Annotated in this window: 24 protein-coding genes and 1 pseudogene; 10 read left to right on the forward strand and 15 right to left on the reverse strand. The window is 70.1% G+C overall.

The annotated features are described in order from the left end of the window. Nucleotides 1–62: 62 nt before the first annotated feature. From OHA64_RS05840 to OHA64_RS05875, 8 genes are all read right to left on the reverse strand, one after another. Nucleotides 63–806, reverse strand: a complete 744-nt coding sequence (locus OHA64_RS05840; RefSeq protein WP_405608874.1) for a PIG-L deacetylase family protein — start codon at nucleotides 804–806, stop codon at nucleotides 63–65. Nucleotides 807–851: 45 nt separating this feature from the next. Further along, nucleotides 852–1,883, reverse strand: coding sequence for a LacI family DNA-binding transcriptional regulator (locus OHA64_RS05845; protein WP_405608877.1), 1,032 nt, complete (start codon nucleotides 1,881–1,883; stop codon nucleotides 852–854). A 79-nt stretch (nucleotides 1,884–1,962) separates the two neighbouring features. Next, complete coding sequence (locus OHA64_RS05850; RefSeq protein ID WP_405608880.1) at nucleotides 1,963–3,387, reverse strand: BNR repeat-containing protein; 1,425 nt, start codon at nucleotides 3,385–3,387, stop codon at nucleotides 1,963–1,965. An 80-nt stretch (nucleotides 3,388–3,467) separates the two neighbouring features. Then, on the reverse strand, nucleotides 3,468–3,788 hold the full coding sequence (locus OHA64_RS05855; protein WP_405608883.1) for an L-rhamnose mutarotase: 321 nt from the start codon (nucleotides 3,786–3,788) through the stop codon (nucleotides 3,468–3,470). 31 nt (nucleotides 3,789–3,819) lie between these two features. Beyond that, complete coding sequence (gene rhaS, locus OHA64_RS05860) at nucleotides 3,820–4,902, reverse strand: rhamnose ABC transporter substrate-binding protein (protein ID WP_405608886.1); 1,083 nt, start codon at nucleotides 4,900–4,902, stop codon at nucleotides 3,820–3,822. Between the two features lie 47 nt (nucleotides 4,903–4,949). Beyond that, nucleotides 4,950–5,963 carry an ABC transporter permease gene (locus tag OHA64_RS05865; RefSeq protein ID WP_405608889.1) on the reverse strand — a complete coding sequence of 338 codons (1,014 nt, stop codon included), beginning with the start codon at nucleotides 5,961–5,963 and terminating at the stop codon, nucleotides 4,950–4,952. After that, the gene (locus tag OHA64_RS05870; RefSeq protein ID WP_405608892.1) at nucleotides 5,956–6,996 is read right to left on the reverse strand and encodes an ABC transporter permease; all 1,041 of its coding nucleotides are present in this window, start codon (nucleotides 6,994–6,996) and stop codon (nucleotides 5,956–5,958) included. Before OHA64_RS05870 ends, OHA64_RS05865 begins: the two co-directional genes overlap by 8 nt. Next, nucleotides 6,993–8,510 (reverse strand): sugar ABC transporter ATP-binding protein, encoded by a 1,518-nt coding sequence (locus tag OHA64_RS05875; protein ID WP_405608895.1) that lies wholly within the window; start codon nucleotides 8,508–8,510, stop codon nucleotides 6,993–6,995. Before OHA64_RS05875 ends, OHA64_RS05870 begins: the two co-directional genes overlap by 4 nt. A 236-nt stretch (nucleotides 8,511–8,746) precedes the next feature. Here OHA64_RS05875 and rhaI point away from each other — a divergent pair, with 236 nt between their 5' ends. The 6 genes from rhaI (at nucleotide 8,747) to OHA64_RS05905 (ending at nucleotide 16,515) form a co-directional block, all read left to right on the forward strand. Next, nucleotides 8,747–9,916: an L-rhamnose isomerase gene (gene rhaI / locus OHA64_RS05880; protein ID WP_405608898.1), complete on the forward strand. Its 1,170-nt coding sequence runs from the start codon at nucleotides 8,747–8,749 to the stop codon at nucleotides 9,914–9,916. Between the two features lie 124 nt (nucleotides 9,917–10,040). Next, nucleotides 10,041–12,080, forward strand: a complete 2,040-nt coding sequence (locus OHA64_RS05885; RefSeq protein WP_405608901.1) for a bifunctional aldolase/short-chain dehydrogenase — start codon at nucleotides 10,041–10,043, stop codon at nucleotides 12,078–12,080. Continuing rightward, nucleotides 12,077–13,540: a rhamnulokinase family protein gene (locus OHA64_RS05890; RefSeq protein ID WP_405608904.1), complete on the forward strand. Its 1,464-nt coding sequence runs from the start codon at nucleotides 12,077–12,079 to the stop codon at nucleotides 13,538–13,540. The genes OHA64_RS05885 and OHA64_RS05890 overlap by 4 nt, the downstream gene beginning before the upstream one ends. A 70-nt stretch (nucleotides 13,541–13,610) precedes the next feature. Further along, on the forward strand, nucleotides 13,611–14,366 hold the full coding sequence (locus tag OHA64_RS05895) for a (Fe-S)-binding protein (protein WP_405608907.1): 756 nt from the start codon (nucleotides 13,611–13,613) through the stop codon (nucleotides 14,364–14,366). After that, nucleotides 14,363–15,874 (forward strand): LutB/LldF family L-lactate oxidation iron-sulfur protein, encoded by a 1,512-nt coding sequence (locus OHA64_RS05900; protein ID WP_405608910.1) that lies wholly within the window; start codon nucleotides 14,363–14,365, stop codon nucleotides 15,872–15,874. Before OHA64_RS05895 ends, OHA64_RS05900 begins: the two co-directional genes overlap by 4 nt. Continuing rightward, nucleotides 15,871–16,515, forward strand: a complete 645-nt coding sequence (locus OHA64_RS05905) for a lactate utilization protein C (RefSeq protein WP_405608913.1) — start codon at nucleotides 15,871–15,873, stop codon at nucleotides 16,513–16,515. Before OHA64_RS05900 ends, OHA64_RS05905 begins: the two co-directional genes overlap by 4 nt. Before the next feature lie 52 nt (nucleotides 16,516–16,567). On the opposite strand, the gene OHA64_RS05910 is transcribed toward OHA64_RS05905, so the two are convergent. From OHA64_RS05910 to OHA64_RS05920, 3 genes and pseudogenes are all read right to left on the reverse strand, one after another. Continuing rightward, nucleotides 16,568–17,089 (reverse strand): hypothetical protein, encoded by a 522-nt coding sequence (locus tag OHA64_RS05910; RefSeq protein WP_405608916.1) that lies wholly within the window; start codon nucleotides 17,087–17,089, stop codon nucleotides 16,568–16,570. Nucleotides 17,090–17,244: 155 nt separating this feature from the next. After that, nucleotides 17,245–17,754: pseudogene (locus tag OHA64_RS05915) on the reverse strand (recombinase family protein). A gap of 216 nt (nucleotides 17,755–17,970) precedes the next feature. Then, nucleotides 17,971–18,546, reverse strand: a complete 576-nt coding sequence (locus tag OHA64_RS05920) for a TetR/AcrR family transcriptional regulator (RefSeq protein ID WP_405608919.1) — start codon at nucleotides 18,544–18,546, stop codon at nucleotides 17,971–17,973. Between the two features lie 114 nt (nucleotides 18,547–18,660). On the opposite strand from OHA64_RS05920, the gene OHA64_RS05925 reads away from it, so the two are divergent. Further along, the gene (locus OHA64_RS05925) at nucleotides 18,661–19,830 is read left to right on the forward strand and encodes an FAD-dependent monooxygenase (protein ID WP_405608922.1); all 1,170 of its coding nucleotides are present in this window, start codon (nucleotides 18,661–18,663) and stop codon (nucleotides 19,828–19,830) included. On the opposite strand, the gene OHA64_RS05930 is transcribed toward OHA64_RS05925, so the two are convergent. After that, on the reverse strand, nucleotides 19,812–20,453 hold the full coding sequence (locus OHA64_RS05930) for a TetR/AcrR family transcriptional regulator (RefSeq protein WP_405608925.1): 642 nt from the start codon (nucleotides 20,451–20,453) through the stop codon (nucleotides 19,812–19,814). The genes OHA64_RS05925 and OHA64_RS05930 overlap by 19 nt on opposite strands. 99 nt (nucleotides 20,454–20,552) lie before the next feature. On the opposite strand from OHA64_RS05930, the gene OHA64_RS05935 reads away from it, so the two are divergent. Next, complete coding sequence (locus OHA64_RS05935; RefSeq protein ID WP_405608928.1) at nucleotides 20,553–21,440, forward strand: NmrA/HSCARG family protein; 888 nt, start codon at nucleotides 20,553–20,555, stop codon at nucleotides 21,438–21,440. A gap of 125 nt (nucleotides 21,441–21,565) precedes the next feature. Here the strand turns inward: OHA64_RS05935 and OHA64_RS05940 are convergent, their stop codons facing one another. The 3 genes from OHA64_RS05940 to OHA64_RS05950 form a co-directional block, all read right to left on the reverse strand. Then, entirely contained in the window at nucleotides 21,566–22,495 is a 930-nt protein-coding gene (locus OHA64_RS05940) for a Tn3 family transposase (protein WP_405608931.1), read from the reverse strand. A 120-nt stretch (nucleotides 22,496–22,615) separates the two neighbouring features. Further along, nucleotides 22,616–22,759, reverse strand: a complete 144-nt coding sequence (locus tag OHA64_RS05945) for a hypothetical protein (protein ID WP_405608934.1) — start codon at nucleotides 22,757–22,759, stop codon at nucleotides 22,616–22,618. After that, nucleotides 22,756–24,027, reverse strand: coding sequence for a DUF4158 domain-containing protein (locus OHA64_RS05950; protein ID WP_405608937.1), 1,272 nt, complete (start codon nucleotides 24,025–24,027; stop codon nucleotides 22,756–22,758). Before OHA64_RS05950 ends, OHA64_RS05945 begins: the two co-directional genes overlap by 4 nt. 308 nt (nucleotides 24,028–24,335) lie before the next feature. Between OHA64_RS05950 and OHA64_RS05955 the strand changes: the two genes are divergently transcribed. Both OHA64_RS05955 and OHA64_RS05960 read left to right on the forward strand, forming a co-directional pair. After that, on the forward strand, nucleotides 24,336–25,121 hold the full coding sequence (locus tag OHA64_RS05955) for an ABC transporter ATP-binding protein (RefSeq protein ID WP_405608940.1): 786 nt from the start codon (nucleotides 24,336–24,338) through the stop codon (nucleotides 25,119–25,121). 3 nt (nucleotides 25,122–25,124) lie between these two features. Continuing rightward, the gene (locus OHA64_RS05960) at nucleotides 25,125–26,435 is read left to right on the forward strand and encodes an FtsX-like permease family protein (RefSeq protein ID WP_405608943.1); all 1,311 of its coding nucleotides are present in this window, start codon (nucleotides 25,125–25,127) and stop codon (nucleotides 26,433–26,435) included. The last annotated feature ends 63 nt before the right edge of the window (nucleotides 26,436–26,498 follow it).

Here is a 26,498-nt window from a genome sequence, read left to right on the forward strand (position 1 = left end):
CCGTCCCCCCGCATCCAGCCCGGCCCCGTGCCGGGACCTGATGATCCAACCACGTCGGTCCGCTACCGGCCGAAGACCTCGAACGCGACAGCCGGCTTCCCGCCGAAGCGCTCCCCGGTCGCCGCGGCGTTGCCCGTCAGGAAGCCGCGTGCGTACGTCTCCGGGTCCTCGTCCGTCAGCGCCTGGATGTAGGTGCGGTGTTCCAGGAGCGAGAGCACCGCCCGCTCCAGACCGGGCCCCGCGTCCACGGCGTGGGTGGGCGTGCTGGAGCCGGCGACGGCGACCCAGCGCACGCCGTCCCACGGCCGCAGGCCCTGCTCGCCGAGCTCCGGGAAGATCCACCGGTTGCCCGCGTCGCCCGCCGCGTCCAGCGTGGCACGCCCCACCGCCACGTGGTCCGGGGTGTTCCAGGCGACCCCGCCCCAGGTGTCCCGGTGGTTGAGGGTGATGACCAGCTCGGGCCGGTGCCGGCGGATCGCGGCGGCGATGTCGCGACGCAGCGCGGTGCCGTACTCGATGATCCCGTCGCGGTGGTCGAGGAACTCCACCACCGACACCCCCACCCTGGCCGCGCTCGCCCGCTGCTCGCGCTCGCGCAGCGGTCCGCACTCGGCGGGCTCCAGCGTGTCGATGCCGGCCTCACCGCGGCTGGCGAGGACGTAGGCGACCTCGCGGCCGACGTCGGTCCAGGCGGCGACCGCCGCCGAGCAGCCGTACTCGAGGTCGTCCGGGTGCGCCACGACCGCGAGGGCACGCTGCCAGTCGTCGGGCATGGGCTGGAGCTGAGGGGTCTTCGGCTCGGTCATGGCCGCAGACTAGTGCGAGCCGACGGCCTCGGCGGGCGACACGGTTCAGCGCGCCGAGAGGCTGGAGCGCCGGACCACCAGTTCGGGCTGGAGTACGACCCGCCGGTGCTCGTGGCCCCGAGGTGCGCCCTCCGCCTCCGCCTCGGTCTCCTCCAGGAGGAGTTCGGCGGCAAGCGCGCCCATGGTGACGGCGGGCTGGCGGACCGAGGTGAGCGGGACGGCCGCGGCGGCCGCGAACTCGATGTCGTCGTAGCCGACGATCGCGAGGTCGTCGGGGACGCCGACGCCGGCCGCGTACATGGCCTGCAGGACACCGAGGGCGAGCAGGTCGTTGGCGCAGAACACGGCGGTCGGGCGGGCGGCGAGGCCGAGCAGGCGGGCGCCGGCGTCGCGTCCGGCGGCCACGTCCAGCCGCTCGGTGGGGAGCTCGCGCATGCACTCCGGTCCGAGGCCCGCCTCGGCGAGCGCGTTCAGGGCGCCGGTACGGCGGTCACGGACCTGGTTGAGTCCGGGCGGGCCACTGACGTACGCGATTGAACGGTGTCCGGCGTCCACGAGGTGGCGCACGGCGAGCGCGCCGCCCGCCACGTCGTCGACGGAGACCGAGCACTCGGTGGTGCCCTCGGCGACCCGGTCGACGAGGACGAAGGGGATGCCGTGGCGCCGGAACGACTCGATGTTGCGTCCGGTGGCGTCCGCGGGCGTCAGCAGCACACCCCGCACGCGCTGCTCGGCGAACAGTGAGAGGTAGTCCGCTTCCTCGCCCGGATTCTGGGCGCTGTTGCAGACCATCACGCCGAGTCCGGCCTCCCGCGCGGCCCGCTCGGCACCGCGCGCGACGTCGACGAAGAAGGGGTTGCCCATGTCGAGGACGAGCAGCCCCATGATCCGGCTGCGCCCCGCGCGCAGCTGGCGCGCGGACTCGCTGCGGACGTAACCGAGCCGGTCTATCGCGGAGAGCACCCGGGCCCGGGTCTCGGTCGCGACCGTGTCCGGGCGGTTGATGACGTTCGACACCGTGCCGACGGAGACTCCGGCGGCACGGGCGACGTCCTTGATACCCACCGACTGGGCCATCAGGCAGGGACCTCCACGAGGGTGAGGGGTGGCCGGAAAGCCCTCACATTACCGTCATCACACCGCGTATCCGGCCCGGTCACGCGGGGAGTGCGAAGTCGACGACGTGCAGCGCCGAGGGGGTCGTGCCGCTGGACTTCTCCTGGTACATGAACGACAGGACGTTGCCGGCCCTGACCCGCAACTCGTCGATCACGACCTCGCCGAAGGCGTTGAGGCCGCTGCCGTCGAAGAGGATCTTCCAGTCGGTGTACCCGGAGGCCGCGGACGCTCCGGCGATCCGGCCGAAGGGGAAGATCGCGTACGCGTTGTCGTACTTGTCCAGGACCAGTTTCGTGCGCTGGCTGGAGTTCAGCGGGACCGGGATCTCGGTCTTCTGCCAGGCGCCCGAGGAGTTCTTGCGGAGGTGGAAGGCGCGGCCGTTGGTCGTGCGGTCTGTGACGTAGTTGGTGGTGCACTGGCCGAAGCGGCCGGGGACGTAGCTGATGATCGCGTGCGGTCGGCCGGCCGAGTCGGTGGTCTGGCTCTCCTGGTTCATCAGGGAGTGGTCGGGGTTGAGCGGGTCGACGACCAGGCCCGTGTCCGTGACCGAGACCTTGTCGGAGCCGCCGGTCGTGCCGACGACCGTGCCCGCGTTGTTGCGCCAGGTCCGCCCGCGGTCGTCGGAGTAGACGTAGCCGGTGTCGTGGTTGGTGATGCCGCCGCCATTGCACATCACGGCGCCGTTCTGCTCACGCCAGGTGAAGAAGGAGTGCAGCCGGCCGTTGGCGTCGTAGTCGATGCCGTGCAGGTACATGTTGCGGGCCGTGCTGGAGCCGTGCTCGCTGGTGTAGGTGCCGGTGGAGCTCGACCACTCGCCGAGCGCCGTCCAGCTCGAACCGTCGTACTCCGCGAGCGCGTTGCGGCCGTTGCCGGAGATCGCGACCCGGTAGCTGAGCTGGAGTCTGCCCTCCGGGGTGGAGACGAACTGCGGGTACGTGAACTGCGTGGTGAGCGCGAGTCCGTCGAGCGTCGGCTGAGGTGCGCCGAAGCGTGCCGCCGTCCAGCTGAGCCCGGCCGGGTTGTCCATCAGGCCGGCCACCGACTTGACGTAGGTGAAGCCGTCGCTGTGCGAGTCCATGTTGAGGTGGAGGCGGCCGTCGACCTTGGAGACGCCCATGGAGATGACGTTGTGGGAGTCGCTGGCCTTGAGCGTGTGGCCGACCTGGACGGTGGACCAGGTGCCGCCGCCGAGGACACGGCGGGCGACGACGGCGTTGCGGTCGGCGGTGTACCAGGCGGCGTACTGGTAGCCCTTGTAGGTCAGCAGCCCGTTCTTCTGGAACGAGTTGTTGTTGACCAGTCCGTCGTACGACACGAAGAAGACAGCCTGGGTGTCGAGCGTGGTGGTCCCGGTGCGGGTGACCGAGGGGCCGGGATCGGCGGCCCTGGCCGTGCCGGCGCTGAAGGCCGGGGTCACTGCGGCAGCGGCGAGGGCGGCGCCCAGCAGCGTACGTCTCTTCATCTCGGGGGACTCCGTTGTCGGCGAGAGGTGCGGGAGCGGAACGGGGGGATGCGGGGAGATACAGGGAGTGCTGGGTGAGATCAGGCGAGGTGGAACACCTCGGTGAGCGGTTTCATGGCCTCGTCGGGTCGGGCGCCGTCCAGTGACTCGAAGAACGGTGCCATCTCCGCCTGCCACCGGGCGTTGACCTCGGTGGCCTCCATGCCGGCCTGGGCCGCGGCGAAGTCCTCGGTCTCCAGGTAGCCGACGAGCAGGCCGTCGTCGCGCAGAAAGAGGGAGTAGTTGTGCCAGCCGGTGGCCGAGAGCGCGGCGAGCATCTCGGGCCACACGGCGGCATGACGTTCGCGGTACTCGGCGAGCCGGTCCTCACGGACCTTGAGCAGAAAACAGACGCGCTGCATGAAGTACCGCTCCTCCAGGGTGACTTGGGGACTAGAAGTTGAACTGGTCGATGTTCTTCGCGTTGAAGACGGTCGGCTTGCCGAGGCTGATCACGCCGTCCTTGCCGATGGTGTACGAGCCCATGTCACCGGCCTTGAAGGTCTCGCCCTCCTTGCCCGTGATCTGCCCCGAGGACAGCGCGACCGCGGTGCGCGCGGCCAGCTCGCCGAGCTTCGCCGGGTCCCACAGCTCGAACCCGTCGACCGTGCCGTTCTTGACGTACTTGCGCATGTCGTTGGGGGTGCCGAGGCCGGTCAGCTTGACCTTGCCCTTGTACTTGGAGCCGGAGAGGTACTGGGCGGCGGCCTTGATGCCGACGGTGGTCGGGGAGATGATCCCCTTCAGGTTCGGGTGCTCCTGCAGCAGGCCCTGGGTCTGCTGGAAGGACTGCTGGGCGTCGTCGTTGCCGTACGCGACCTTCACCAGCTTCATGTCCTTGTACTTCGGATCCTTGAGCTCGTCCTTCATGAACTCGATCCAGGTGTTCTGGTTGGTCGCGGTCTGCGCGGCGGACAGGATCGCGATCTCGCCCTTGTAGCCGATCTGTTCGGCGAGCAGCTGCACCTCGGTGCGGCCCAGGTCCTCGGCGCTGGCCTGCGAGACGAAGGCGTTGCGGCAGTCGGGCTTGGTGTCGGAGTCGTACGTGACGACCTTGATGTCGTTCTTCATGGCCTGCTTGAGCGCGGTGCACAGGGCGCCCGGGTCCTGCGCGGACACGGCCATCGCGTCGACCTGCTGCTGGGTGAGCGTGTTGACGTAACTCACCTGGCCCGAGGTGTCCGTGGCGTTGCTGGTGCCGACCTCCTTGTACTTCGAACCCAGCTCCGTGAGGGCCTTCTCGCCGCCCTTGTCCGCGGAGGTGAAGTACGGGTTGTTGACGGCCTTGGGCAGGAAGCCGACGGTCAGGCCCTTCTTGGTGGCGGCGTTCGGGTCGGCCTTGCCGGCCGAGGCGGCCGGGCCGGTGTCGTCCTTGACGTCGTCCTTGCTGGTACCGCCGCAGGCGGTGGCGGCCAGGGCGAAGGAGGTGACGGCCGCGAGGGCCGCACAGGCACGGCGAACTGATGACTTGCGCATGGTGGAGAGTCCTTTACGAAGACGAGCGAAGAAGACGAGCGAAGCGGTTACGAGGTCGGGGCGGGCACCTTGGGGACCGGCGCCGAGGCGGCTCTGCGTCCAGCCCTCGCGACGGAGATCTGCCGTGCGACCCGGGGGCCGAGCACGGAGAGGACGAGCAGCACGCCGGTGACGACGATCTGCGACTGGGCGGAGACGTCCTTGAGGCTCATCACGTTCTGCAGCGCGCCGAGCAGGAAGACTCCCGCGATCGCGCCGCCCAGCGTGCCCTTGCCACCGTCGAAGTCGATGCCGCCGAGCAGGACGGCCGCGACGACGGAGAGTTCGAGTCCGGTGGCGTTGTCGTAGCGGGCGCTGGCGTAGTGCAGGGCCCAGAAGATGCCGGTGAGCGAGGCCATCAGGCCGGTCACGGTGAACAGGATCAGCTTCTGCCGCTTGACGCGGACACCGGCGAACCGGGCGGCCTCCTCACTGGCGCCCACCGCGAACAGGGACCGCCCGAACGGGGTGGCGTGCAGGGCGACCACGCCGATCGCGAGCAGCACGAGGAAGGGCAGGAGCGCGTAGGGGATGAACGTGTCGCCGATGCGTCCGGAGGCGAAGTCCAGGTACTGGGTGGGGAAGTCGGTGACCGCGTCGGAGCCGAGCACGATCTGCGCGATGCCCCGGTAGGCGGCCATCGTGCCGATGGTGACGGCGAGGGACGGCAGTCCGAGCCGGGTCACCAGCAGTCCGTTGATCAGTCCGCAGACCACACCCAGGAGCAGACAGACCGGGATGATCGTCTCGATCGTCATGCCCTCGTTCCACAGGGCGCCCATCACCGCACCGGACAGACCGGCCGTGGAGGCGACCGACAGATCGATCTCGCCCGACACCACGAGAAGGGTCATCGGGAGGGCGATCAGGGCGATGGGCAGGGTGTTGCCGATCAGGAACGACAGATTGAGGGCGTTGCCGAAGCCGTCCACGGTGGAGAAGGAAAGCAGCAGGACGACGATGAGGAGGGCGCCTACAACCGTGTCCCAGCGGACGGCGCGCGCGAGAGCGGAGTCAGCCATGGCGGGCGTTCCTCTTCTTCAGTGCGGTCGCCACGCGCAGGGCGACGATCCGGTCGACCGCGATGGCGAGGATGAGCAGGATGCCGTTGATGGCCAGCACCCACACCGAGCTGACACCGAGGGCGGGCAGCACGCTGTTGATGGAGGTGAGGAGCAGGGCGCCGAGGGCGGCCCCGTAGACGCTGCCGGAGCCGCCGGTGAAGACGACGCCACCGACCACGACCGCGCTGACGACGGTGAGTTCGTAACCGTTGCCGGTGCCGGAGTCGACGTTGCCGAACCGGGCGAGGTACAGCGCGCCCGCGAGTCCCGCGAGGGCTCCGCAGAAGGTGTACGCAGCCAGGATCCGCTTGCGCACGGGGATGCCGGCGAGGCGGGCGGCCTCGGGGTTGGAGCCGAGCGCGTACAGCTCGCGGCCGCTGCCGAAGTGCTTGAGGTAGTACGCCGTGGCGACGAGCACCGCGAGCGCGACCAGCGCCAGGTACGGCACGGCGGAGATGCCGTCGGAGCCGAAGTCGACGAAGCCGTCCGGGAGGCCCGCCGCGGTGATCTGCCGGGAGCCGACCCAGATGGAGTCGACACCGCGGATGATGTAGAGCGTGCCGAGGGTGACGACCAGCGCGGGCACCTGACCGAGGCTGACGAGCAGCCCGTTCACGATGCCGCAGCCGATGCCGAGCAGGACCGCGAGGGCGATCGCCACGACGGAGTTGCCGCCGCCCTGGAGATACGTACCGGCCGCGAAGGCGCTGATGCCGAGCGTCGAGCCGACCGACAGGTCGACGTTCCGGGTGATCACGACCAGCGACTGGCCGGTGGCGACCAGCACCAGGATGGTCGCGTTCAGCAGGAGGTCCTTGATGCCCTGCTCGGACAGGAAGTCGCTGTTGCCGATCTGGGTGATGACGATCATCACCAGGAAGACGGCCAGGATGGCGAGTTCGCGCATCTTGAAGACACGGTCCACCAGCCGGGTACCGCTGGACTTGGGCACTTCGGCGGCGGGGGCGGGATTGGGAGCGGTCACCGTCACGCGGCTGCCCTCCCCGTGGCTGCGGCCATGACGGATTCCTCGGTGGCGTCGGAGCGTGGGATCTCGGCGGTGAGCCGGCCCTCGTGCATCACGAGGACCCGGTCGGCCATGCCGAGGATCTCGGGCAGGTCGGAGGAGATCATCAGGACGGCCACACCGTCCGCGGCCAGCTGGCTCAGCAGCCTGTGCACCTCGGCCTTCGTCCCGACGTCGATGCCGCGGGTCGGCTCGTCGACGATCAGCACCTTCGGGCCGGTGGCGAGCCACTTCGCGAGGACGACCTTCTGCTGGTTGCCGCCGGAGAGCGTGTTGACGGTGTCGGCGATCCGCGCGTACTTGACCTGGAGCTTGACGGCCCAGTCGAGGGAGCGGCTGCGCTCGGCACCGCGGTCCATCAGACCTGCCTTGACCGTCGTGCGCAGTCCGGTCAGGCCGATGTTGCGCTCGATGGACATGTCCATCACCAGACCCTGGGCGCGGCGGTCCTCGGGCACGAGGGCGAGGCCCGCGGCCATGGCCGTGGAGGGCGCGCCGCTCGTCAGCTTCCTGCCGTCGATCTCGACCTCCCCCGCGTCCCAGCGGTCGACGCCGAAGACGGCACGGGCGACCTCCGTGCGTCCGGCGCCGACGAGTCCGGCGAGGCCGACGATCTCGCCGCGGCGGACGTCGAAGGAGACATCGGTGAAGACGCCTTCGCGGGTCAGCCGCCGTACGCTCAGCGCGACTTCGCCGGCGTCGACGTTCTGCTTGGGGTAGAGCTCTTCGAGGTCGCGACCGACCATGCGGCGTACGAGGTCGTCCTCGGTCATGCCGTCGATCGGCTCGCTGGAGATCCAGGCGCCGTCGCGGAGGGTGGTGACGCGCCGGCAGATCTGGAAGATCTCCTCCAGTCGGTGCGAGATGAACAGCACGGCCGATCCCTGCTCGCGCAGGGTGCGCACGACGCCGAACAGCCGGGCCACCTCGCTGCCGGTGAGGGCGGCGGTCGGCTCGTCCATGATCAGGACGCGGGCGTCGAAGGAGAGGGCCTTGGCGATCTCGACGATCTGCTGGTCGGCGATCGACAGGCCGCGGGCGGGACGGTCGGGGTCGAGTTCGACGCCGAGGCGCTGCATCAGGGCCAGGGTCGCCGCGTGCGTGGCCTTGTGGTCGATCCGGCCGAGCGCGCGCCGCGGCTGGCGGCCCATGAAGATGTTCTCGGCGATCGACAGGTCGGGGAAGAGCGTGGGCTCCTGGTAGATGACGGCGATTCCCGCGTCGCGGGCGTCGCCGGGGCCGTGGAACTGGACGGGCTCGCCGTCGAGGAGCACCTGACCGGCGTCCGGTCGGTGCACCCCTGCGAGGGTCTTGATGAGGGTCGACTTGCCCGCGCCGTTCTCGCCGGCGAGGGCGTGGACCTCACCGGGGAACAGCTCCAGGGACACGTCCCGCAGGGCGCGCACCGCTCCGAAGGACTTGGAGACGTCCTTGAGCGACAACACCGGGGCCGGACCCGCTTCGGACGGGTGGGTCATGAGGGGCTCCTCGACGACGCCGGCGGAATCCGTCACAGCGTCGTGAAAGGTTTCAACTTGGTTGCCGGGACGTTAGGCGCGCCGCGCATGTCACGTCAATGGGTCCGCCTCGAAAAAGTTTCGATAGCCAAAGGTCACGGTCAGGGCACGGTATAAGAGGTGTGCAGTACCCCTTGACACCCCTACGGGCGCCCCATAGCTTCGCGCTCTGAATCGATTCATACAGAGGAGCCCCGATGACCGAGCTCGCCGCGGTGAAGTCCGCTCTCAGGACCCAGGCAGTCGAAACGCCGTCATGGGCGTACGGGAACTCGGGCACACGCTTCAAGGTGTTCGCCCAGCAAGGCGTTCCGCGGACGCCGCAGGAGAAACTGGACGACGCGGCGAAGGTGCACGAGTTCACCGGAGCGGCGCCCACGGTCGCCCTGCACATTCCCTGGGACAAGGTCGACGGCTCCGACGGATACGCAGAGCTGGCGAAGCACGCCGAGGACCGGGGGGTGCGGCTCGGCGCGATCAACTCGAACACCTTCCAGGACGACGACTACAAGCTCGGCAGCATCTGCCACCCGGACGCCGCGGTGCGCCGCAAGGCACTGGATCACCTGCTGGAGTGCGTCGACATCATGGACGCCACCGGTTCGCGGGACCTGAAGCTGTGGTTCGCCGACGGGACGAACTATCCCGGTCAGGACGACCTCCGGGGACGCCAGGACCGGCTCGCCGAGGGCCTGGCAGAGGTGTACGAACGACTCGGTGACGACCAGCGGATGCTGCTGGAGTACAAATTCTTCGAGCCCGCCTTCTACGCGACGGACGTGCCGGACTGGGGCACGGCGTACGCGCACTGTCTCAAGCTCGGCGACAAGGCGCAGGTCGTGGTCGACACCGGGCACCACGCCCCGGGCACCAACATCGAGTTCATCGTCGCCACGCTGCTGCGCGAGGAGAAGCTGGGCGGCTTCGACTTCAACTCGCGGTTCTACGCGGACGACGACCTCATGGTCGGAGCCGCCGATCCCTTCCAGCTGTTCCGGATCATGTACGAGGTCGTCCGCGGCGGCGGGTTCTCGTCCGAGGTCGCGTTCATGCTGGACCAGTGCCACAACATCGAGGCGAAGATCCCCGCGATCATCCGGTCCGTGATGAACGTCCAGGAGGCCACCGCGAAGGCCCTCCTCGTGGACGGGGAGGCGCTGGCGAAGGCACAGCGGTCCGGTGACGTGCTGGAGGCGAACGCCGTGATCATGGATGCGTACAACACGGACGTACGGCCGCTGCTCGCCTCGCTCCGCGAGGAGATGGGGCTCGACCCCGACCCGATCGCCGCGTACCGGCGGTCCGGGTGGGCGGAGAAGATCGTGGCGGAGCGGGTCGGTGGCGAGCAGGCCGGCTGGGGAGCGTGAGCGGCCCTTTCGCGTCCGCCGGGCGGCCCGCAGCCCGCGACCGGGCTCACCCCGCACATTGACACAGAGCCGCGCCCCTGAAGGGGCGCTCACCCACACCCTCGTCAAGAAGGACTGAACAGACATGGCACCCCATCCCGAAGCCGCCGCTCTCCTCGCCCGGTCCCACCGGCTCGGCGCCGATCCCCGCAACACCAACTACGCCGGCGGCAACACGTCCGCCAAGGGCACCGACACCGACCCCGTGACCGGCGGGGACGTCGAGCTGATGTGGGTGAAGGGGTCCGGTGGGGATCTCGGCACCCTGACCGAGGGCGGGCTGGCCGTGCTGCGGCTGGACCGGATGCGGGCGCTCGTCGACGTCTACCCGGGGGTGGAACGCGAGGACGAGATGGTCGCCGCGTTCGACTACTGCCTGCACGGCAAGGGCGGGGCCGCTCCCTCCATCGACACGGCCATGCACGGCCTCGTCGAGGCCGCGCACGTCGACCACCTGCACCCGGACTCGGGGATCGCGCTGGCCTGCGCCGCCGACGGGGAGAAGCTCACCGCGGAGTGTTTCGGCGACACGGTGGTGTGGGTGCCGTGGCGGCGGCCCGGCTTCCAGCTCGGGCTGGACATCGCGGCGGTGAAGGAGGCCAACCCGCAGGCGATCGGCTGTGTCCTCGGCGGGCACGGGATCACGGCGTGGGGTGACACGTCCGAGGAGTGCGAGCGCAACTCGCTGCACATCATCCGGACCGCGGAGGCGTTCCTGGCCGAGCGGGGCAGGCCCGAGCCGTTCGGTCCGGTGATCGACGGATACGAGGCGCTCGCGGAGGGCGAGCGGCGGGAGCGGGCCGCGGCCCTGGCGCCGTACGTCCGCGCCGTGGCGTCCCAGGACAGGCCGCAGGTCGGGCACTTCACCGACTCCGACGTGGTGCTCGACTTCCTGGCCGCCGCCGAGCATCCGCGGCTCGCCGCGCTCGGCACCTCCTGCCCCGACCACTTCCTGCGCACCAAGGTCCGCCCGCTGGTCCTGGACCTGCCGCCGACGGCCCCGCTCGACGAGGCGATCGCCCGGCTGAAGGAGCTGCACGCCGAGTACCGCGAGGAGTACGCGGCGTACTACCAGCGGCACGCCGAGCCCGACTCCCCCGCGATGCGCGGCGCCGACCCGGCGATCGTGCTGGTCCCGGGCGTCGGCATGTTCTCCTTCGGCAAGGACAAGCAGACCGCCCGGGTGGCCGGCGAGTTCTACGTCAACGCGATCAACGTGATGCGCGGGGCCGAGGCGGTCTCGACGTACGCGCCGATCGAGGAGTCGGAGAAGTTCCGTATCGAGTACTGGGCCCTCGAGGAGGCCAAGCTCCAGCGGATGCCGAAGCCCAAGCCGCTCGCGACGCGCGTCGCGCTGGTCACGGGTGCGGGCAGCGGGATCGGGAAGGCGATCGCGCAGCGGCTGGTCGCCGAGGGCGCGTGTGTGGTGGTCGCGGACCTCGACGCCCAGAACGCCGCTCAGGTCGCCGAGGATCTCGGCGGGAGCGACAAGGCCGTCGCGGTGACCGTGGACGTCACCTCCGAGGAGCAGATCGCCGACGCGTTCAAGGCGGCGGCGCTGGCCTTCGGGGGCGTCGACCTCGTGGTGAACAACGCCGGCATCTCCATCTCCAAGCCGCTCCTCGAGACCTCGGCGAAGGACTGGGACCTCCAGCACGACATCATGGCGCGCGGTTCCTTCCTGGTCTCGCGCGAGGCGGCCCGGGTGATGATCGCGCAGGAGCTCGGCGGTGACATCGTCTACATCGCCTCGAAGAACGCCGTGTTCGCCGGGCCCAACAACATCGCCTACTCGGCGACCAAGGCCGACCAGGCCCACCAGGTGCGGCTGCTGGCCGCCGAGCTGGGCGAGCACGGCATCCGCGTCAACGGGGTCAACCCGGACGGTGTGGTGCGCGGCTCGGGCATCTTCGCGGGCGGCTGGGGAGCCAAGCGTGCGGCCGTGTACGGCGTGCCGGAGGAGAAGCTGGGCGAGTTCTACGCCCAGCGGACCATCCTCAAGCGCGAGGTGCTGCCCGACCACGTGGCCAACGCGGTCTTCGCGCTGACCGGCGGGGAGCTGACGCACACCACCGGGCTGCACGTCCCGGTCGACGCCGGCGTCGCGGCCGCCTTCCTGCGATGAGCGCGAGCGTGAAGTCGTACGCCGCGGTCGACCTCGGCGCGTCCAGCGGACGTGTCATGGTCGGCCGCGTCGGCCCCGACAGCCTGGAGCTGACCGAGGCGCACCGCTTCCCCAACCGGCCCCTCCGGGTGCCGGAGGGGCTGCGCTGGGACGTGCTCGGGCTGTACGGGGGCGTCCTGGACGGGCTGCGCGCGGCGGGAGCCCACTGCGGTGGACGGCTCGACTCCCTCGGCATCGACAGCTGGGCCGTGGACTACGGCCTCCTCGACGCCGACGGGGCGCTGCTCGGCAACCCTGTGCACTACCGGGACTCCCGGACCGAGGGGGTCGCGGAGAAGGTGTGGGCGACCGTGCCCGCTCCCGAGCTGTACGCGGCGACCGGCCTGCAGTACGCCCCCTTCAACACCCTCTACCAGCTGACGGCGGCCCGCTCGTCTGACCAACTTGCGCACGCCAGGAGGCTGTTGCTCATCCCCGACCTGCTGACCTACTGGCTGACGGGCGAGCAGGGCACCGAACTGACCAACGCGTCGACCACCCAGCTGATCGACCCCCGCACGCGCGAGTGGTCGTACGACATCGCCTCCCGTCTCGGCATCGACCTCGGCCTGTTCGCGCCGCTGCGACAGCCCGGTGACCCGGCGGGCGTGCTGCGGCCCCAAGTGCTGGAGGAGGTCGGGTTCAGCGGTCCGGTGCCGGTCACGGCTGTCGGGTCGCACGACACCGCGTCCGCGGTCGCGGCCGTCCCGGCGGGCGGCGAGCGGTTCGCGTACATCTGCACCGGCACCTGGTCCCTGGCCGGCCTGGAGCTGGCCGCGCCGGTGCTGAGCGAGAAGAGCCGACTGGCCAACTTCACCAACGAGTTGGGGCTGGACGGCACGGTCCGGTATCTGCGCAACATCATGGGCCTGTGGCTGCTCCAGGAGTGCGTACGGGCCTGGGGGGAGACCGATCTGGGAGCGCTGCTCCTCGACGCCGCCAAGGTGCCGGCGCTGCGGTTCGTGGTGGACGCGGGGGACGAGGCGTTCCTGGCGCCGGGCCGGATGCCGGAGCGGATCGCCGAGGCGTGCCGCGTCTCGGGGCAGCCGGTGCCCGCGTCCCCCGCCGAGATCACCCGCTGCATCCTCGACTCCCTCGCCCTGGCCCATCGCCGGGCCGTGGCGGACGCGCAGCGGCTGGCCGACCATCCGGTCGACGTCGTGCACATCGTGGGCGGCGGCACCCGCAACGCACTGCTGTGCCAGCTGACCGCCGACGCCTGCGGGCTGCCGGTGGTCGCGGGTCCGACGGAGGCGGCGGCCCTGGGGAACGTGCTGGTGCAGGCCCGGGCCCACGGGTTCGTGGGCGACCTGGCGGGGATGCGCGAGCTGCTCGTCCGCACCCAGCCGCTGACCCGCTACGAGCCCCGGGGCGACGCGGCCCGGTGGCGCGAGGCACAGGCCCGGCTCGCCAAGGGGTGACCGGGTCTCCCCCGGGATCCCGGCCCGGACTAGGCTTCACCCATCCGATGACCGACCACAAGGAGCCGCGATGCGTGTCGCCCTGTTCCTGACCTGCGTCAACGACACGCTGTATCCGGACACCGGGCGCGCCGTGGTGAAACTGCTGACCAGATTGGGCGTCGAGGTCGACTTCCCGATGGCCCAGACCTGCTGCGGGCAGGCGCACTACAACACCGGGTACCGGCATGAGGCGGAGCCACTGGCCCGGCATTTCTCCGATGTCTTCCGGGACTACGAGGCGATCGTGACACCGTCCGGGTCGTGCGGGGCAATGGTGCGGGAGCTGTATCCGCGGATGGGTGAGCGGGCCCGGGCCGAGGGGCGCGGGGACACCCTCGCGGCCACCCTGGCGCCGGTGGTGCCGAAGACGTACGAGCTCACGGAGTTCCTGGTGGACGTACTGGGGGTGACGGACGTCGGCGCGTACTACCCGCACACGGTGACGTACCACCCGACCTGCCACGGCCTGCGCGGGCTCGGACTCGGTGACCGGCCCCGGCGGCTGCTGCAGTCCGTGAAGGGGCTGGACCTGGTCGAGTTGCCGGGTGCCGACGAGTGCTGCGGCTTCGGCGGTACGTTCGCGCTGAAGAACCCGGATGTCTCGGCGGCGATGGGCGCGGACAAGGTGCGCAACGCCGAGTCGACGGGCGCCGAGGTGCTGTGCGCGGCCGACAACTCCTGTCTGATGCACCTCGGCGGGACGATGACCCGGCTGCGGACGGGTATGCGGCCGGTGCACATCGCGGAGATCCTGGCGAGCACGGAGGAGGAACCGGCGGCATGAGCGGCACGTTCGTAGGAATGCCAGTGTTTTCCCCGACCACCCAGCCGGCGTTCCCGGAGGCCGCGCACGAGGCGGTCGGGAACCAGACCCTGCGCGGCAATCTGCGCCACGCCACACACACCATCCGCGCCAAGCGCGAGAAGGCCGTGGCCGAGGTGTCCGACTGGTCCGCGCTGCGGGAGGCGGGCAAGCAGATCAAGGACCACACGCTGCGCCATCTGGACCGCTATCTGGTGCAGCTGGAGGAGGCGGTGACGGCCGCGGGCGGCACGGTCCACTGGGCCGCCGACGCAGCCGAGGCCAACCGGATCGTCACCGAACTCGTCCAGGAGACGGGCGAGTCGGAGGTCGTCAAGGTCAAGTCGATGGCCACGCAGGAGATCGGCCTCAACGAGGCCCTGGAGGCCGCGGGCATCCGCGCCTACGAGACCGATCTCGCCGAGCTGATCGTGCAGTTGGGCAAGGACCGGCCCTCGCACATCCTCGTCCCCGCGATCCACCGCAACCGGGGTGAGATCCGGGACATCTTCGCGCGCGAGATGAGCGAGTGGGGGCGTCCGGCGCCCGAGGGCCTGACCGACACGCCCGCCGAACTCGCCGAGGCGGCCCGGCTGCACCTGCGGGAGAAGTTCCTGCGCGCCAAGGTCGGCGTCTCCGGCGCCAACTTCATGGTCGCCGAGACCGGCACGCTGGTGGTCGTGGAGTCCGAGGGCAACGGGCGGATGTGCCTGACCCTGCCCGAGACGCTGATCTCGGTCGTCGGCATCGAGAAGATCGTGCCGACCTGGCGGGACCTGGAGGTCTTCCTGCAGACCCTCCCCCGCTCCTCGACGGCCGAGCGCATGAACCCGTACACGTCCACGTGGACCGGCACGACGAACTCCGAGACCGCTGACGGACCGCGGACCTTCCACCTGGTCCTCCTCGACAACGGCCGCACCGACACCCTCGCCGACGAGGTCGGCCGCCAGGCCCTGCGCTGCATCCGCTGCTCGGCGTGCCTGAACGTGTGCCCGGTGTACGAGCGGGCCGGCGGGCACGCCTACGGCTCGGTCTACCCGGGTCCGATCGGCGCCATCCTGAGCCCCCAGCTGCGGGGTACGGGAAGCGCGATCGACGCCTCCCTGCCGTACGCCTCGTCGCTGTGCGGGGCCTGTTACGAGGTGTGTCCGGTGGCGATCGACATTCCCGAGGTGCTGGTGCATCTGCGGGAGCGGGTCGTGGAGGGCGGCCAGGTGACACGGGAGGGCAACAAGGTGGTCCTCAAGCCGGCCAAGGGGCACGCCGCCGAGCGGGCGGCGATGCGCGCGGCACGGTGGGCGTTCTCGCGCCCGGGGGCGTTGCGCACCGGCCAGCGGCTCGCGTCACGCACTCGTCGCTTCCATCCCCGCACCCTGCCCGGCCCCGGCAGCGCGTGGAGCGGCACCCGGGACCTGCCGCCGGTGCCGGCGGAGCCGTTCCGCGACTGGTGGCAGCGCACGAACGGCGGAAAGGACAACGCGAAGTGAGCAGCAGGGATCGGATCCTGGGCCGGGTGCGACGCGCGCTCGCGGACGTACCGTCGGACGACACGCCGTATCAGCAGGCGGTCGCGCGCGACTACGTGCGTGAGCACGGCGACCGGAGCGTCGAGCAGACCGTGGATCTGCTGGCCGAGAACCTGGCGGACTACCGGGCGATCGTGCACCGCTGCGGTGCCGCGGACCTGGCGGCGACGATCGCCGGGATGCTGGCCGCGCGGGGCTCGACGTCCGTGGTCGTGCCGCCGGGTCTGGAGCCGGAGTGGCTCGCGCAGACGGAGGCCGAGCGGATCCCCGACCGGGCGGAGAGCACTCCGTACGAACTGGACCGGGTGGACAGCGTGGTGACCGCGTGTGCGGTGGCGGTCGCCGAGACCGGCACCATCGTCCTGGACGGCTCCCCCGACCAGGGTCGCCGCCGCATCACCCTCGTCCCCGACCACCACATCTGTGTCGTACGGGTACCCGAGCAGGTCGTCTCCTCAGTGCCCCAGGGCCTCGAACGCCTCGACCCGGCCCGCCCGTTGACCTGGATCTCCGGCCCGTCGGCGACCAGCGACATCGAGCTGGACCGGGTGGAGGGGGTGCACGGGCCGCGCACGCTGGAAGTGGTGCTGGTGACCGACTGAGCGGCGACCCGTCCGGTACGGGCTCGTCGGGGGGGAACCCGTACGGCCCGTCTCAGTGGCCGGGGGCGGGTTGGACGCAGCCGCCCTCCAGGTAGGGTCCGTGGGCCTCGATCATGTTCCGCTTCGGCATCAGTGTGCCCGCGACACACACGCCGTCCAGGCCGATGACGAAGTGAACCGTGCCGTCCACGGACTGGAACCGCTCGACCTTGTCGCCGTAGCCGAGGCGGGACAGTTCGGTGTCAACCCGCGCCCTGTCCACGGGGACCTCCCGGAGGTTCTCGGTCAGCCGTCGGGCGTGGACCTCGCCCCGGCAGTCGGCCAGGCCCTTGAGGGGCAGCGTCCGCCGGTAGGCGTGGTTGTCGGCGTAGTTCGGGGGCCGGTCCATCGCTCCCGTGGCGGACGGCGAGGAGGATTTCCTGGCCGGCGGCCGGGGCGTCGTACCGCAGGCCGTGTCCTCCAGCCGCCGCAACTCTGCGCTGACGCGACGCGTCGGCTGCGCCGACGACACGGGAGCGGCAGGAGTGCTCAGCGCGCTCGGGTCGGCGGCGGGCCCGGTCCCGTCACCGTCCACTCTCGCCGCATCCGGCGAGGGTGAGGAGGATCCCGGACGCCAGGGTCGCCAGGGCCGCGCGGCCCACTGTGTTTCTTCGCATCCGCCGAGTCGACCAGAGCGGGGCCGGCCGAGGCAGTGGCGGAAGCCATACCTCCGGTCACAGCCCTGTAGTCCTAGCTCGGACACCAGGGAGCAAGTAACCCGCCGGTAGCTTTCAAGTCTTCGCCGCGGCGACCGGCCTGGTCTGCTGTGAGCTTCGGCCGGCGCCCGCCGACGCGGCCGCGGGCCCGCGCGGAGGCAAGCCCATCGTTCGTGTTCGCCACGATCAGCTCTCTCTGGAGTTCCGCAAGCACGCTGAGTATCCCGAACATGGCGCGGCCTTCCATGGTGGAGGTGTCGATGCCCTGCTCGATGACGTGCAGGCCGATCCCGCGCGCGCAGGTCGGCACCGAGGGTGACCAGGTGTAGGACGGAACGGGAGAGCCGGTCGAGCCGGGTGACCTTCAAGGTGTCGCCCTCGCGCACCAGTTGCATGACAGGTCGAGCTTGGGGCGGGAGGCTTTCGCGCCGCTGGCGACATCGACATGGATGTTGTCGCGGTCGACGCCGTTGCGGAGAAGCGCGTCGATCTGGTGGTCGGGGTTCTGGTCGGCTGTCGAAGTGCGGCAGTAGCCAAGAAGTATTGTCGGAAACTACCTCGACGACCGTTCACCGACGTTGATTTCCGTCGCGCGTTGTCGACAGTTCCCACCTGCGGGTTCGTGATCACGGGTGCGAGTGTCGGCAGACGATCGTTTGCCGACACTCACCGCCATGCCGCCCGGTCTTCGGTATGGCGATCCATGGATCGTCGCCTTGGCTGAGTGCGGCGGATCGGGCCCATGACTGCGGACGGCAAGTCATGAGGTGCGCTGCGACCGCGGACCCTCTTTGCTGCCAGGGCCGGGCGATTGGGGGCGGAGCCCGTCCATCAGGACGGCGAGGTAGGCATGCACGATCTCTTCGGACACGGGCTGCCCCTGCGCGATCGCGAAGGCGGTCCGACCGACGAGGGTGACGAGGTCGCCAGTGTCGAGGTCGGTGCGGATCGCGCCGTCCCGGCGCGCCCCGACGATCATCTCCTCCACGGCGCTCACCAACTGCTGGCGCAGGGCCGTCGTGGAGGGTGCCTCCAGGCCGTCGAGTTGGCGGCTGATGGCGTGGTGCGCGGACTGGAACGCGATCAGCTCGGCCAGGAAGGTGCGCAGGGCCTGCTCTGGTCCGGCCTGCTCCAGCAATTGCCCGGCGCGGTCGACCACCGGGGCAAGCAGGCCGGCAACTGCGGCGTCGAGCAGGGCCTCCTTGCCGCCGAACGCCCGCACCACGGTCGCGGCCCCCAGGCCGGCCTTCTTCGCGATGGCCTCGACCGTGAGGGTGCCGCCCGGCTCGGCCAGCAGCTGGGTGGCCGCCTGAAGGGCGAGCTGCCTGTTGCGCACGGCATCCGCCCTGCGGCCGCGTCCGGTTTCTTCGGGTGTTGACAACTGAAACGCCTCTTCCACATAATCAACTGGAACGTGCATTTCAGTTAGCTTACCGCGAGGGAGAGCCCCATGAACGAGCGCATCCTGATCTCGGGCGCGAGCATCGCCGGCCTGACCCTGGCGCACTGGCTGGCCCGGCACGGCTTCCACCCCACCGTGGTCGAGCGGGCCCCCGGCCTTCGCGCCGGAGGCAACGGGGTGGACGTGCGGGACCAAGCCGTCGAGGTCGCCGAACGGATGGGGATCATGCCGCGGATCCGTGAACTTGCCACCGATGTCCAGGGCATGAAGTTCGTCGACACCGCCGACCGGGCCGTCGCCCGCATCGACACCCGGGACCCTGCCTCCATCGAGATCATGCGCGGCGACCTGGTCGCGCTGCTGCACCAGGTGACCGACGCCGAGTACCTGTTCGGCGACTCCGTCCGCGGCTTGGAGCAGGACGACGACGGCGTGACGGTCACCTTCGAGCACGCGCCCACCCGCCGCTTCGACCTGGTCATCGGCGCCGACGGCATGCACTCCACTGTCCGCCGACTCGCCTTCGGCCCCGAAGAGCAGTTCATCGACTTCAAGGACCACTACTTCGCCTTCGCCAACGCCGACGCCTCGCTCGGCGAGGACCGGTGGGTGACGATGTTCAACACCCCGGGCGCGATGACCGGTATCTATCGCTCCGGCAACCACGCCCAGGCCAAGGCGTACTTCATGTTCCGTTCCACGTCTCTGGACTACGACCACCGCGACATCGCCGAGCACAAGCGCCTGATCGGCGAGCGGTTCGCCGACGACACGTCCTGGCGGACCCGGGAACTGCTCGAATCGGCGCTGGCCGACCCGGACTTCTACTTCGACGCCCTGGGGCAGGTCCGGATGGACTCATGGTCCAGCGGACGGATCGCGCTCGTTGGTGACGCCGCCTGGTGCGCCTCGCCGGCTTCAGGCGCGGGCGCCGAGCTCGCCTTGGTCGGCGCCTACCGGCTCGCCGGGGAACTCGCCGCCGTCGGCGGCGACCACCGCATTGCCTTCGTCCGCTACAACACCGTCCATCGCCGGCTGGTCGAGAAGAAGCAGCAGATCGGCCCCAACGTCCGCCTCCTGGTCCCCAAGACCGCCGGCGGCCGGTGCGTGCGCGACGTCTTCGCCCGCCTCCCGCTGATGAACGCGATCGGCGCGGTCGAACGCCTCACCCGGGCCAAGGGCCCCCGCCTGCTCCCGGACTACTCCCCGGCGGCCTGACGCCACGGCTGCAGTGCCAGTTCCGTCACCTGCCGCACCCGCGTCCGCAAGTGCTCGGCGTCCGCACCGTCGGTGCCCTCCTCGTCCATGAGTGCGTCGAGTGCCCCACTCACCGCTCCCGTTAGGGCCCCGGCGAGCGCCGCCGCGCTCACCCGGTCCAACTCGTCGGGGAACGCTACGTGCAGCTCCTGGGCGATCTCCCGCTGGGCCGCGAGCTGGACCTGCAGCGCCTTGCCCCGCACCGCCGGGACGGTGTGGAACAGCCGCATCCGCACGGCGGCCATCGGGCTCACCATGTCGGCGTCGCTCTCGGCGATGGTGTCGAGTGCCCGCAGCAGCACGTCCACCGGACCGTCGGCCGGGTCGCGGTCGGCGATCGCCGCGATCGTGGCCCGGGCCCTCGCGTCGCTGTCGGGGAAGAGGATGTCCTCCTTGCCGGCGAAGTACCCGAAGAAGGTCCGGGTGCCGATCTCCGCCGCCGCCGCGATTTCCGCGACGGTCGTCTCGTCGTACCCCTGGCGTTCGAACAGTTCCGCCGCCGCGTCGATCAGCGCCTGGCGGGTGCGCGCCTGCTTCCGTTCACGCAAGGAGGGCTGTGGGGTTTTGCGCTCGGGTCTGACCATGGCACGCAGATTACCGCATTGACAGCAAGTTCGCACTCGATGCAAACTTGCATCAAGTGCAGATATCTTCTCGAGGGTCAGACGTACAAGGAGACCGCCATGGACACGTACGACAAGACCGTTCTCGTCACCGGCGCCACCGGGAACCAGGGCGGGGCGACCGCCCGCCATCTGCTCGCCGCCGGCTGGCGCGTCCGCGCCCTCGTCCGCGACGAGACCACTCCGGCCGCCGCCCAACTCGCCGCCGCCGGCGCCGAACTCGTCCGCGGGAACCTCGACGACCGCGCCTCCCTCGACGCGGCGATACGCGGCGCGTACGGCGTCTACAGCGTCCAGTCCGACAACCCCAACGAGATCACCCAGGCAACGAACATCGCGGACGCCGCCAAGGCCGCGGGCGTGCAGCACCTGGTGTACTCCTCAGTCGGCGGCATGGAGCAGCAGAACCGCTTCTACGTCGAGCACGGCTGGGGCCCCATCGACAAGTGGCAGATCGAGCAGCACATCCACGAGCTGGGCCTGCCCTCGACAATCCTGCGTCCCGCCGGGTTCATGGAGGACTTCACCAGCCCGGCACGGTTCTTCCAGAACGGCTCACTCAACGTGCCCTGGCACGACGAAATGGTCATGAACCTCATCGCCATCGACGATGTCGGTGCCTTCGCCGCGCTGGCCCTCGCGGATCCGGACACCTACGTGGGCCGGACAATGGAGATCGCCGGTGACCGGCTGACGGCCCCACAGATCGCCGACGCGCTGGGCAAGGCCGCCGACCGAACCGTCCCCCGCACACAGATTCCGCTCGGGGTGCTGTGGGAGCACGCCCCCGAGGTCGCGAAGGTGATGACCTGGGCGAACGAAACCTTCTACGACATCGACCTCGCACCCGTACGCAAGGCCCTCCCCGACCTCATGGACTTCGACACCTGGCTGAACCGATCGGGCAAGGCGCGACTCCTGGCACAGCTGGACTCCCAGCAGGCGTAACCGGCCACGCAGCCGAGTACACCGCTGTCTGCGAGGAGTTTCGTACCCCGCAGATCGGCTTGTGCGGGGGTGTAGAAGGTGGGAATAAGGGTCCTCTCTCGAAGCCCCTTCGACTGCACAAGCAGTCAGCTCCGTGCTACCGGGGAGCCTTCGGCGGTTCGAGGCAGAGGTACCACGTCGTTCGTAAGGCCCAGGTCGAGCCGTTTTTGTCCATGTCGAGGCGGAAGGTGCCGTACGGGTTGATGTTCGACCAGAACAGCGCGGTCAGGCCGCGCCGGTCCTCGTCGGTCAGCTTCTGTGCCCAGGCCGGTTCGGCGAGGACCTGCTGAAGCCGCAGAGTTCTCCACCATCTGGAGACCGCCGTGGATCTCGCGGCGCAGGGCCGGGCTGGCGAGGTAGTCGCAGGCGAAGATCGTGCGTACGGCACGGCCGAGTTCTTCGAGCGCGGCGTAGGTGGGGTGCTTGGGGCCGCCGCGGGTGAAGCGCCGCAGCACCTGCTCGGCCTCGGCGGTGCCCAGGCGCAGTGCGGTGGCGTACTTGACCATCTGGTCGTACTGCTGCTCGATCAGGTTCCAGCGGATCGGCCGGGTCAGCGAGCCGCCGAGCGAGGGCCAGCCGGGCGGGTCGTCGTCCGGGCGGTACAGGCGGATGCTGCCGATGTTCTTCAGTCTCGGCAGCAGGCGGAAGTTGAGCAGCTCGGTGAAGGCGAACCCGACCACGCTCGCGCCGTGCGTGTCCACGTAGTTGGACTCGATCTCGGCGTCCGTGCAGTGCCGCAGCAGGCCCTCGTTCGAGGACCACGAGCCGAACTTCTTCGAGTCCGAGGCGCACGCCGTGCCACGGCCCCACCACACGGCATTGCGGGCGGCGAAGGTGGCGTTCACCAGTGTGGTGACGGCGGCCCGCAGGTTGTCGACGGTGATGAATCGCCGGCGAATGTGCCGCAGCGCCGGCCTCGGTCTCCCCGTGCTCGCCGGTCGCCACGATCGCGCGGATGCCCATGTTCGTGTCCAGCGCGAACAGCGCGAGCAACAGACGGCGCTGGAGAGTGGCACGGTCGATGCGCCCGTACGCAGCAACGGAGGCGAACTCGTCGGTGAAGCCGGTCGTGAAGTCGGCGTTCTTCAGCACGTCCAGGAGGTCGAGGACGCCCCAGCGGCGTACGACCTCCTCCTTCAGGGCCGCCAGGCCGGTGGGCTCGTCCAGCTTCTCCAGCTTGGCACGGTGATCCACGGCTCGCCCTTGCGGGTGGTGACCTGCACCCCACCCGCCGAGCCGTCCGCCAGAGCGGTACTCAGCCGGTCCAGGCCGTCCGTCATGCGCCGCTCCAGGTCCGTGATGAACTCCTTGGGTTCCTCGGGCTGGCGGATCGCGGCATAGTGCACGGTGCGCGTGGCCTCGAAGTCGCCGGGCAGGTCGTCCTCCGGGTTGCGCCACCGCATCGCGCCCTCGACGTAGATTTCGCGGCGCCGGATCGCGTCCCGCAGCGCGACCAACTCGCACGGCTCGTACGGGATGCGTTCGGTCTTCCCCTTGTCGTCCACGACCGCCTCACGCCAGTCCTTGCGTACGACGCCGTCCATCGGCACCTCGTCGGCGGTGTCATAGAACGGGTCTTGCCGTCGACCTCCGCGTCGGCGAGCTTGAAGAGGATGCCCTCCTTGCCGCGGACCTTCTTCAGCTCCGCCGTCAGCTGCCTCTCCACCCGCCGCTCGGCCCGCGCGTTGATCTTGTGGACCAGAGCCACCAACAGCTCCACCAGCGCGTCCGTGATCTCCGCCTGGCGGGAGGAGTACAGCGCCGCGAGCAGCGTGATCCGTACGTCCTCGGCGGTGTCGCGGAAATCAGAGGGGTACATCTTGATCGCCCGCGCCCGCCACGCAGCCACCATCTTCTCCGAGCAGTCCACGAACAACCCCTCGGGAAGGCAGAGTCTGCGCACGTCGTTCAGCTTGGTGATCTCGGCCAGCAGCGAGTCCAAACCGACCGCGCCCGGGTCACGCTTGAGCGCGGCCAGCAGAGCGGCACCGTCCTCCCTGCCCTCCGCCACCAGCGCCAGCAGGCGGGCCGTGCCCACGTCGCCCAGGCGCTCGATGGTCCGCGTACAGAACGCCCGCTCCCACCGGTTGCGGGCCGCCACCAGCACCTTCTCAACACGAGTCCGCCCCGGCGGCTCGATCCGCTCAACGCGGCACTGCACCAGCAGGGCCTCCCGCTGCCGGTCCTCGACCAGATAGACCGGGCAGACCTCCGTCGACAGCCACTCCGCCAGCCGTTCCTCGTCCGCCACAGTCGACGGCCGGAACCCCAGTGCCTCGCGGATCTGCTTCCGGTGCCGCTTCGCGCCCGCCAGGTCGTACTTCGCGAGTTCGGCCGCCGGCACCTTGACCAGACCGGCGACGTACTGGACAGCGGGCTGCGGGAACTCCTCGACGAACTCCGGGAACCGGCCCTCCATCTCGAAGAACTCGAGCATCAGGCAGAAACCGAGCCTGGTCGGGCCGGACTTGTTGGCCACCAGGTCCCAGTCGCCATCCACCAGCGTCCAGCACGCCACCACGTCTTCCGGCGACCACTCCTGACGCACACCCACCCCTTGCCGTCGACCCTTCGGACACTCACCCGATCAGCCCAACGAGGCCCATCAGCAACAGGAAACGGCAGACCCAAGCCCCTCGGAACCTACTGGCGGGTGACTTGCTCCCTGGTGTCCGAGCTGGGACTACAGGGCCGTCACAGACGGGTCACAGTGCGTGCCGACTCCCCGGCGGCCCCTACCGCGAGGTGTCGCTGAGTACACCTCCCGATACGGGTTCTGCGCCCCATGTGCCCCGTCCTTGGTCTCCGTAGCTTCTTCAGCAGGGCACACGGCGTGCCGGACGGAGAGGGACGACGATGTTTCGCACAGGCTCGCGACGTACCCACGACACGGAGCCCGCCGCCGAGGCGCTGCGGCTGGTCAAGATCTGCAAGACCTACGGCACGGACGACAGTGCCGTGACCGCGCTGGACGGAGTCACCCTGTGCCTCGGTCGCGGCACCTTCACCGCGGTGATGGGGCCGTCGGGCTCCGGCAAGTCCACCCTGTTGCAGTGCGCGGCGGGGCTGGACCTCCCCGACAGCGGGATCGTGCGGGTGGACGGCACCGAGCTGACCGGCGGCGGCGAGGCCGAGTTGACGAGGTTCCGGCGCGGCCGGATCGGGTTCGTGTTCCAGCAGTACAACCTGCTGGACACGTTGACCGTCGCGCAGAACACGGTGCTGCCCCTCAAGCTCGCCGGGCAGCGCGTGGACCGCCGGCGGACCCGGGAGATCCTGACGGCGGTCGGCCTGGGCGACCGCCTCGGCCACCGGCCCGACCAGTTGTCCGGCGGTCAGCGGCAGCGCGTGGCGATCGCCCGTGCGCTGGTCACCGAACCCCGGGTGATCTTCGCGGACGAGCCGACCGGCGCCCTGGACACCCGCAGCGCCCGGGGTGTGCTGAGCCTGCTGCAGGACTCGGTGCGGGTGCACGGCCGGACCGTGGTGATGGTGACCCACGATCCGGTCGCCGCGTCCTACGCCGACTGCGTGCTGTTCCTCGCCGACGGCCGGCTGGACGGGCGGATGGACGACCCGACGCCGGACGCGGTGGCCGAGCGACTGGCGCACCTGGGCGACGACACGATGGCGGGGGTGTGAGCGATGTTCATGCTGTCGATGCGGTCGATACGCAAACGGCCCGGACGGTTCCTCGCGACGCTGCTGGCCGCCTTTCTGGGCGCGGCGATCATCATGACGTTCAACTCGCTGTACGACACGGCGGGACAGGCCGGCGTCGACTCGGTGAGCGCGGAGACGCTGACCACGTCGGCGAGCGTGGTCGGCGGTTACGGCACCCTGCTGGTGTTCTTCGCCGTCGCCTCGACACTGACGGTCAACGTCCGTCAGCGGACTGCGGAGTTGGAGCTGCTGCGCTGCTCGGGCGCGACCCCGGCTCAGCTGAGGCGGATGGTCGTGGGTGAGGCGGTGGCGGTGGCCCTGGTGGGCGCCGTGCTGGCGATCGGTCCGGCCATGCTCGGCGGGCGGGCCCTGCTGGGGATGTTCCAGGACAGCGGGCAGGTCGCGCGGTCGGTCGACCACTCCTTCGGGCCGGTCGCGCTGATGTCGGGCGTCGACATCACGCTGCTCGCCGCGGCGGGCGCCGCGCTCCTCGCCGTACGGCGGGCGACGCGCGGGCACCGGCGCCGGGACGGGGCACGGAGGTTCCTCGCGTACGCCGCGCTGCTGACGGGTGCCATGGGGACGCTGTCCACCTTCGCCTTCTCGGCTACGGACCCGGGGTTGATGGCGGCGCCGGCGTACGGGGCGATCCTGTTGTCGGTGGGCTTCGCGCTGCTGTCGCCGCGACTGCTGAAGGGCGTGCTGGACCGGCTGCCGCTGACCGGTGCGAGCGGTTGGCTGGCGGTGCGCAATCTGCGCCGTCGGGCGGACCGCCTCGCGGGGATCCTGATGTCGCTGATCCTGTTCACGGCGGTGGCCACGGCCACGTTGTACATGCAGGCGGTGGAGAGCGATGCCATCGAGGCCTCGGGCCTGACCAAGTCGGTCGACGCCAAGAACCTGGAGACGCTGAACCTCACCATCGTCGGCATCATCGTGGTGTTCGTCTGCGTGATGCTGGTCAACTCCCTGTACGCGGCGACCTCTTACCGCGGCCGGGAGTTCGGGCAGCAGCGCCTCGCGGGTGCGACTCCAGGGCAGGTGCTCGGCACGGTCGGTGTCGAGGGGCTGATCCTGACGGTCACGGGTCTGTTCTTCGGCACGGTGGCCGCGCTGGCCGGGATCCTTCCGTTCACCGTCGTCCGTACCGACTCGGTACTGCCCGACCGGGGCCTGGGCATCTGGCTGGCGGTCGTGTCGATCGCGGCGGCGGCGACGCTGGGGACCGGTCTGGTCACGGCCCGGCGGGTGCTGCGCACTCCGGCGGTGGGGGCGGTGGGACTGGCCGCGTGAGCCGGGCCGGCCGCGTGAGCGATACAGGACCGGCCAGAGGCACAGGGGCAGTCACTTCGGTGG

Origin of the sequence: Streptomyces sp. NBC_00076 (assembly GCF_045041235.1) — a bacterium.
GTDB lineage: Bacteria > Actinomycetota > Actinomycetes > Streptomycetales > Streptomycetaceae > Streptomyces.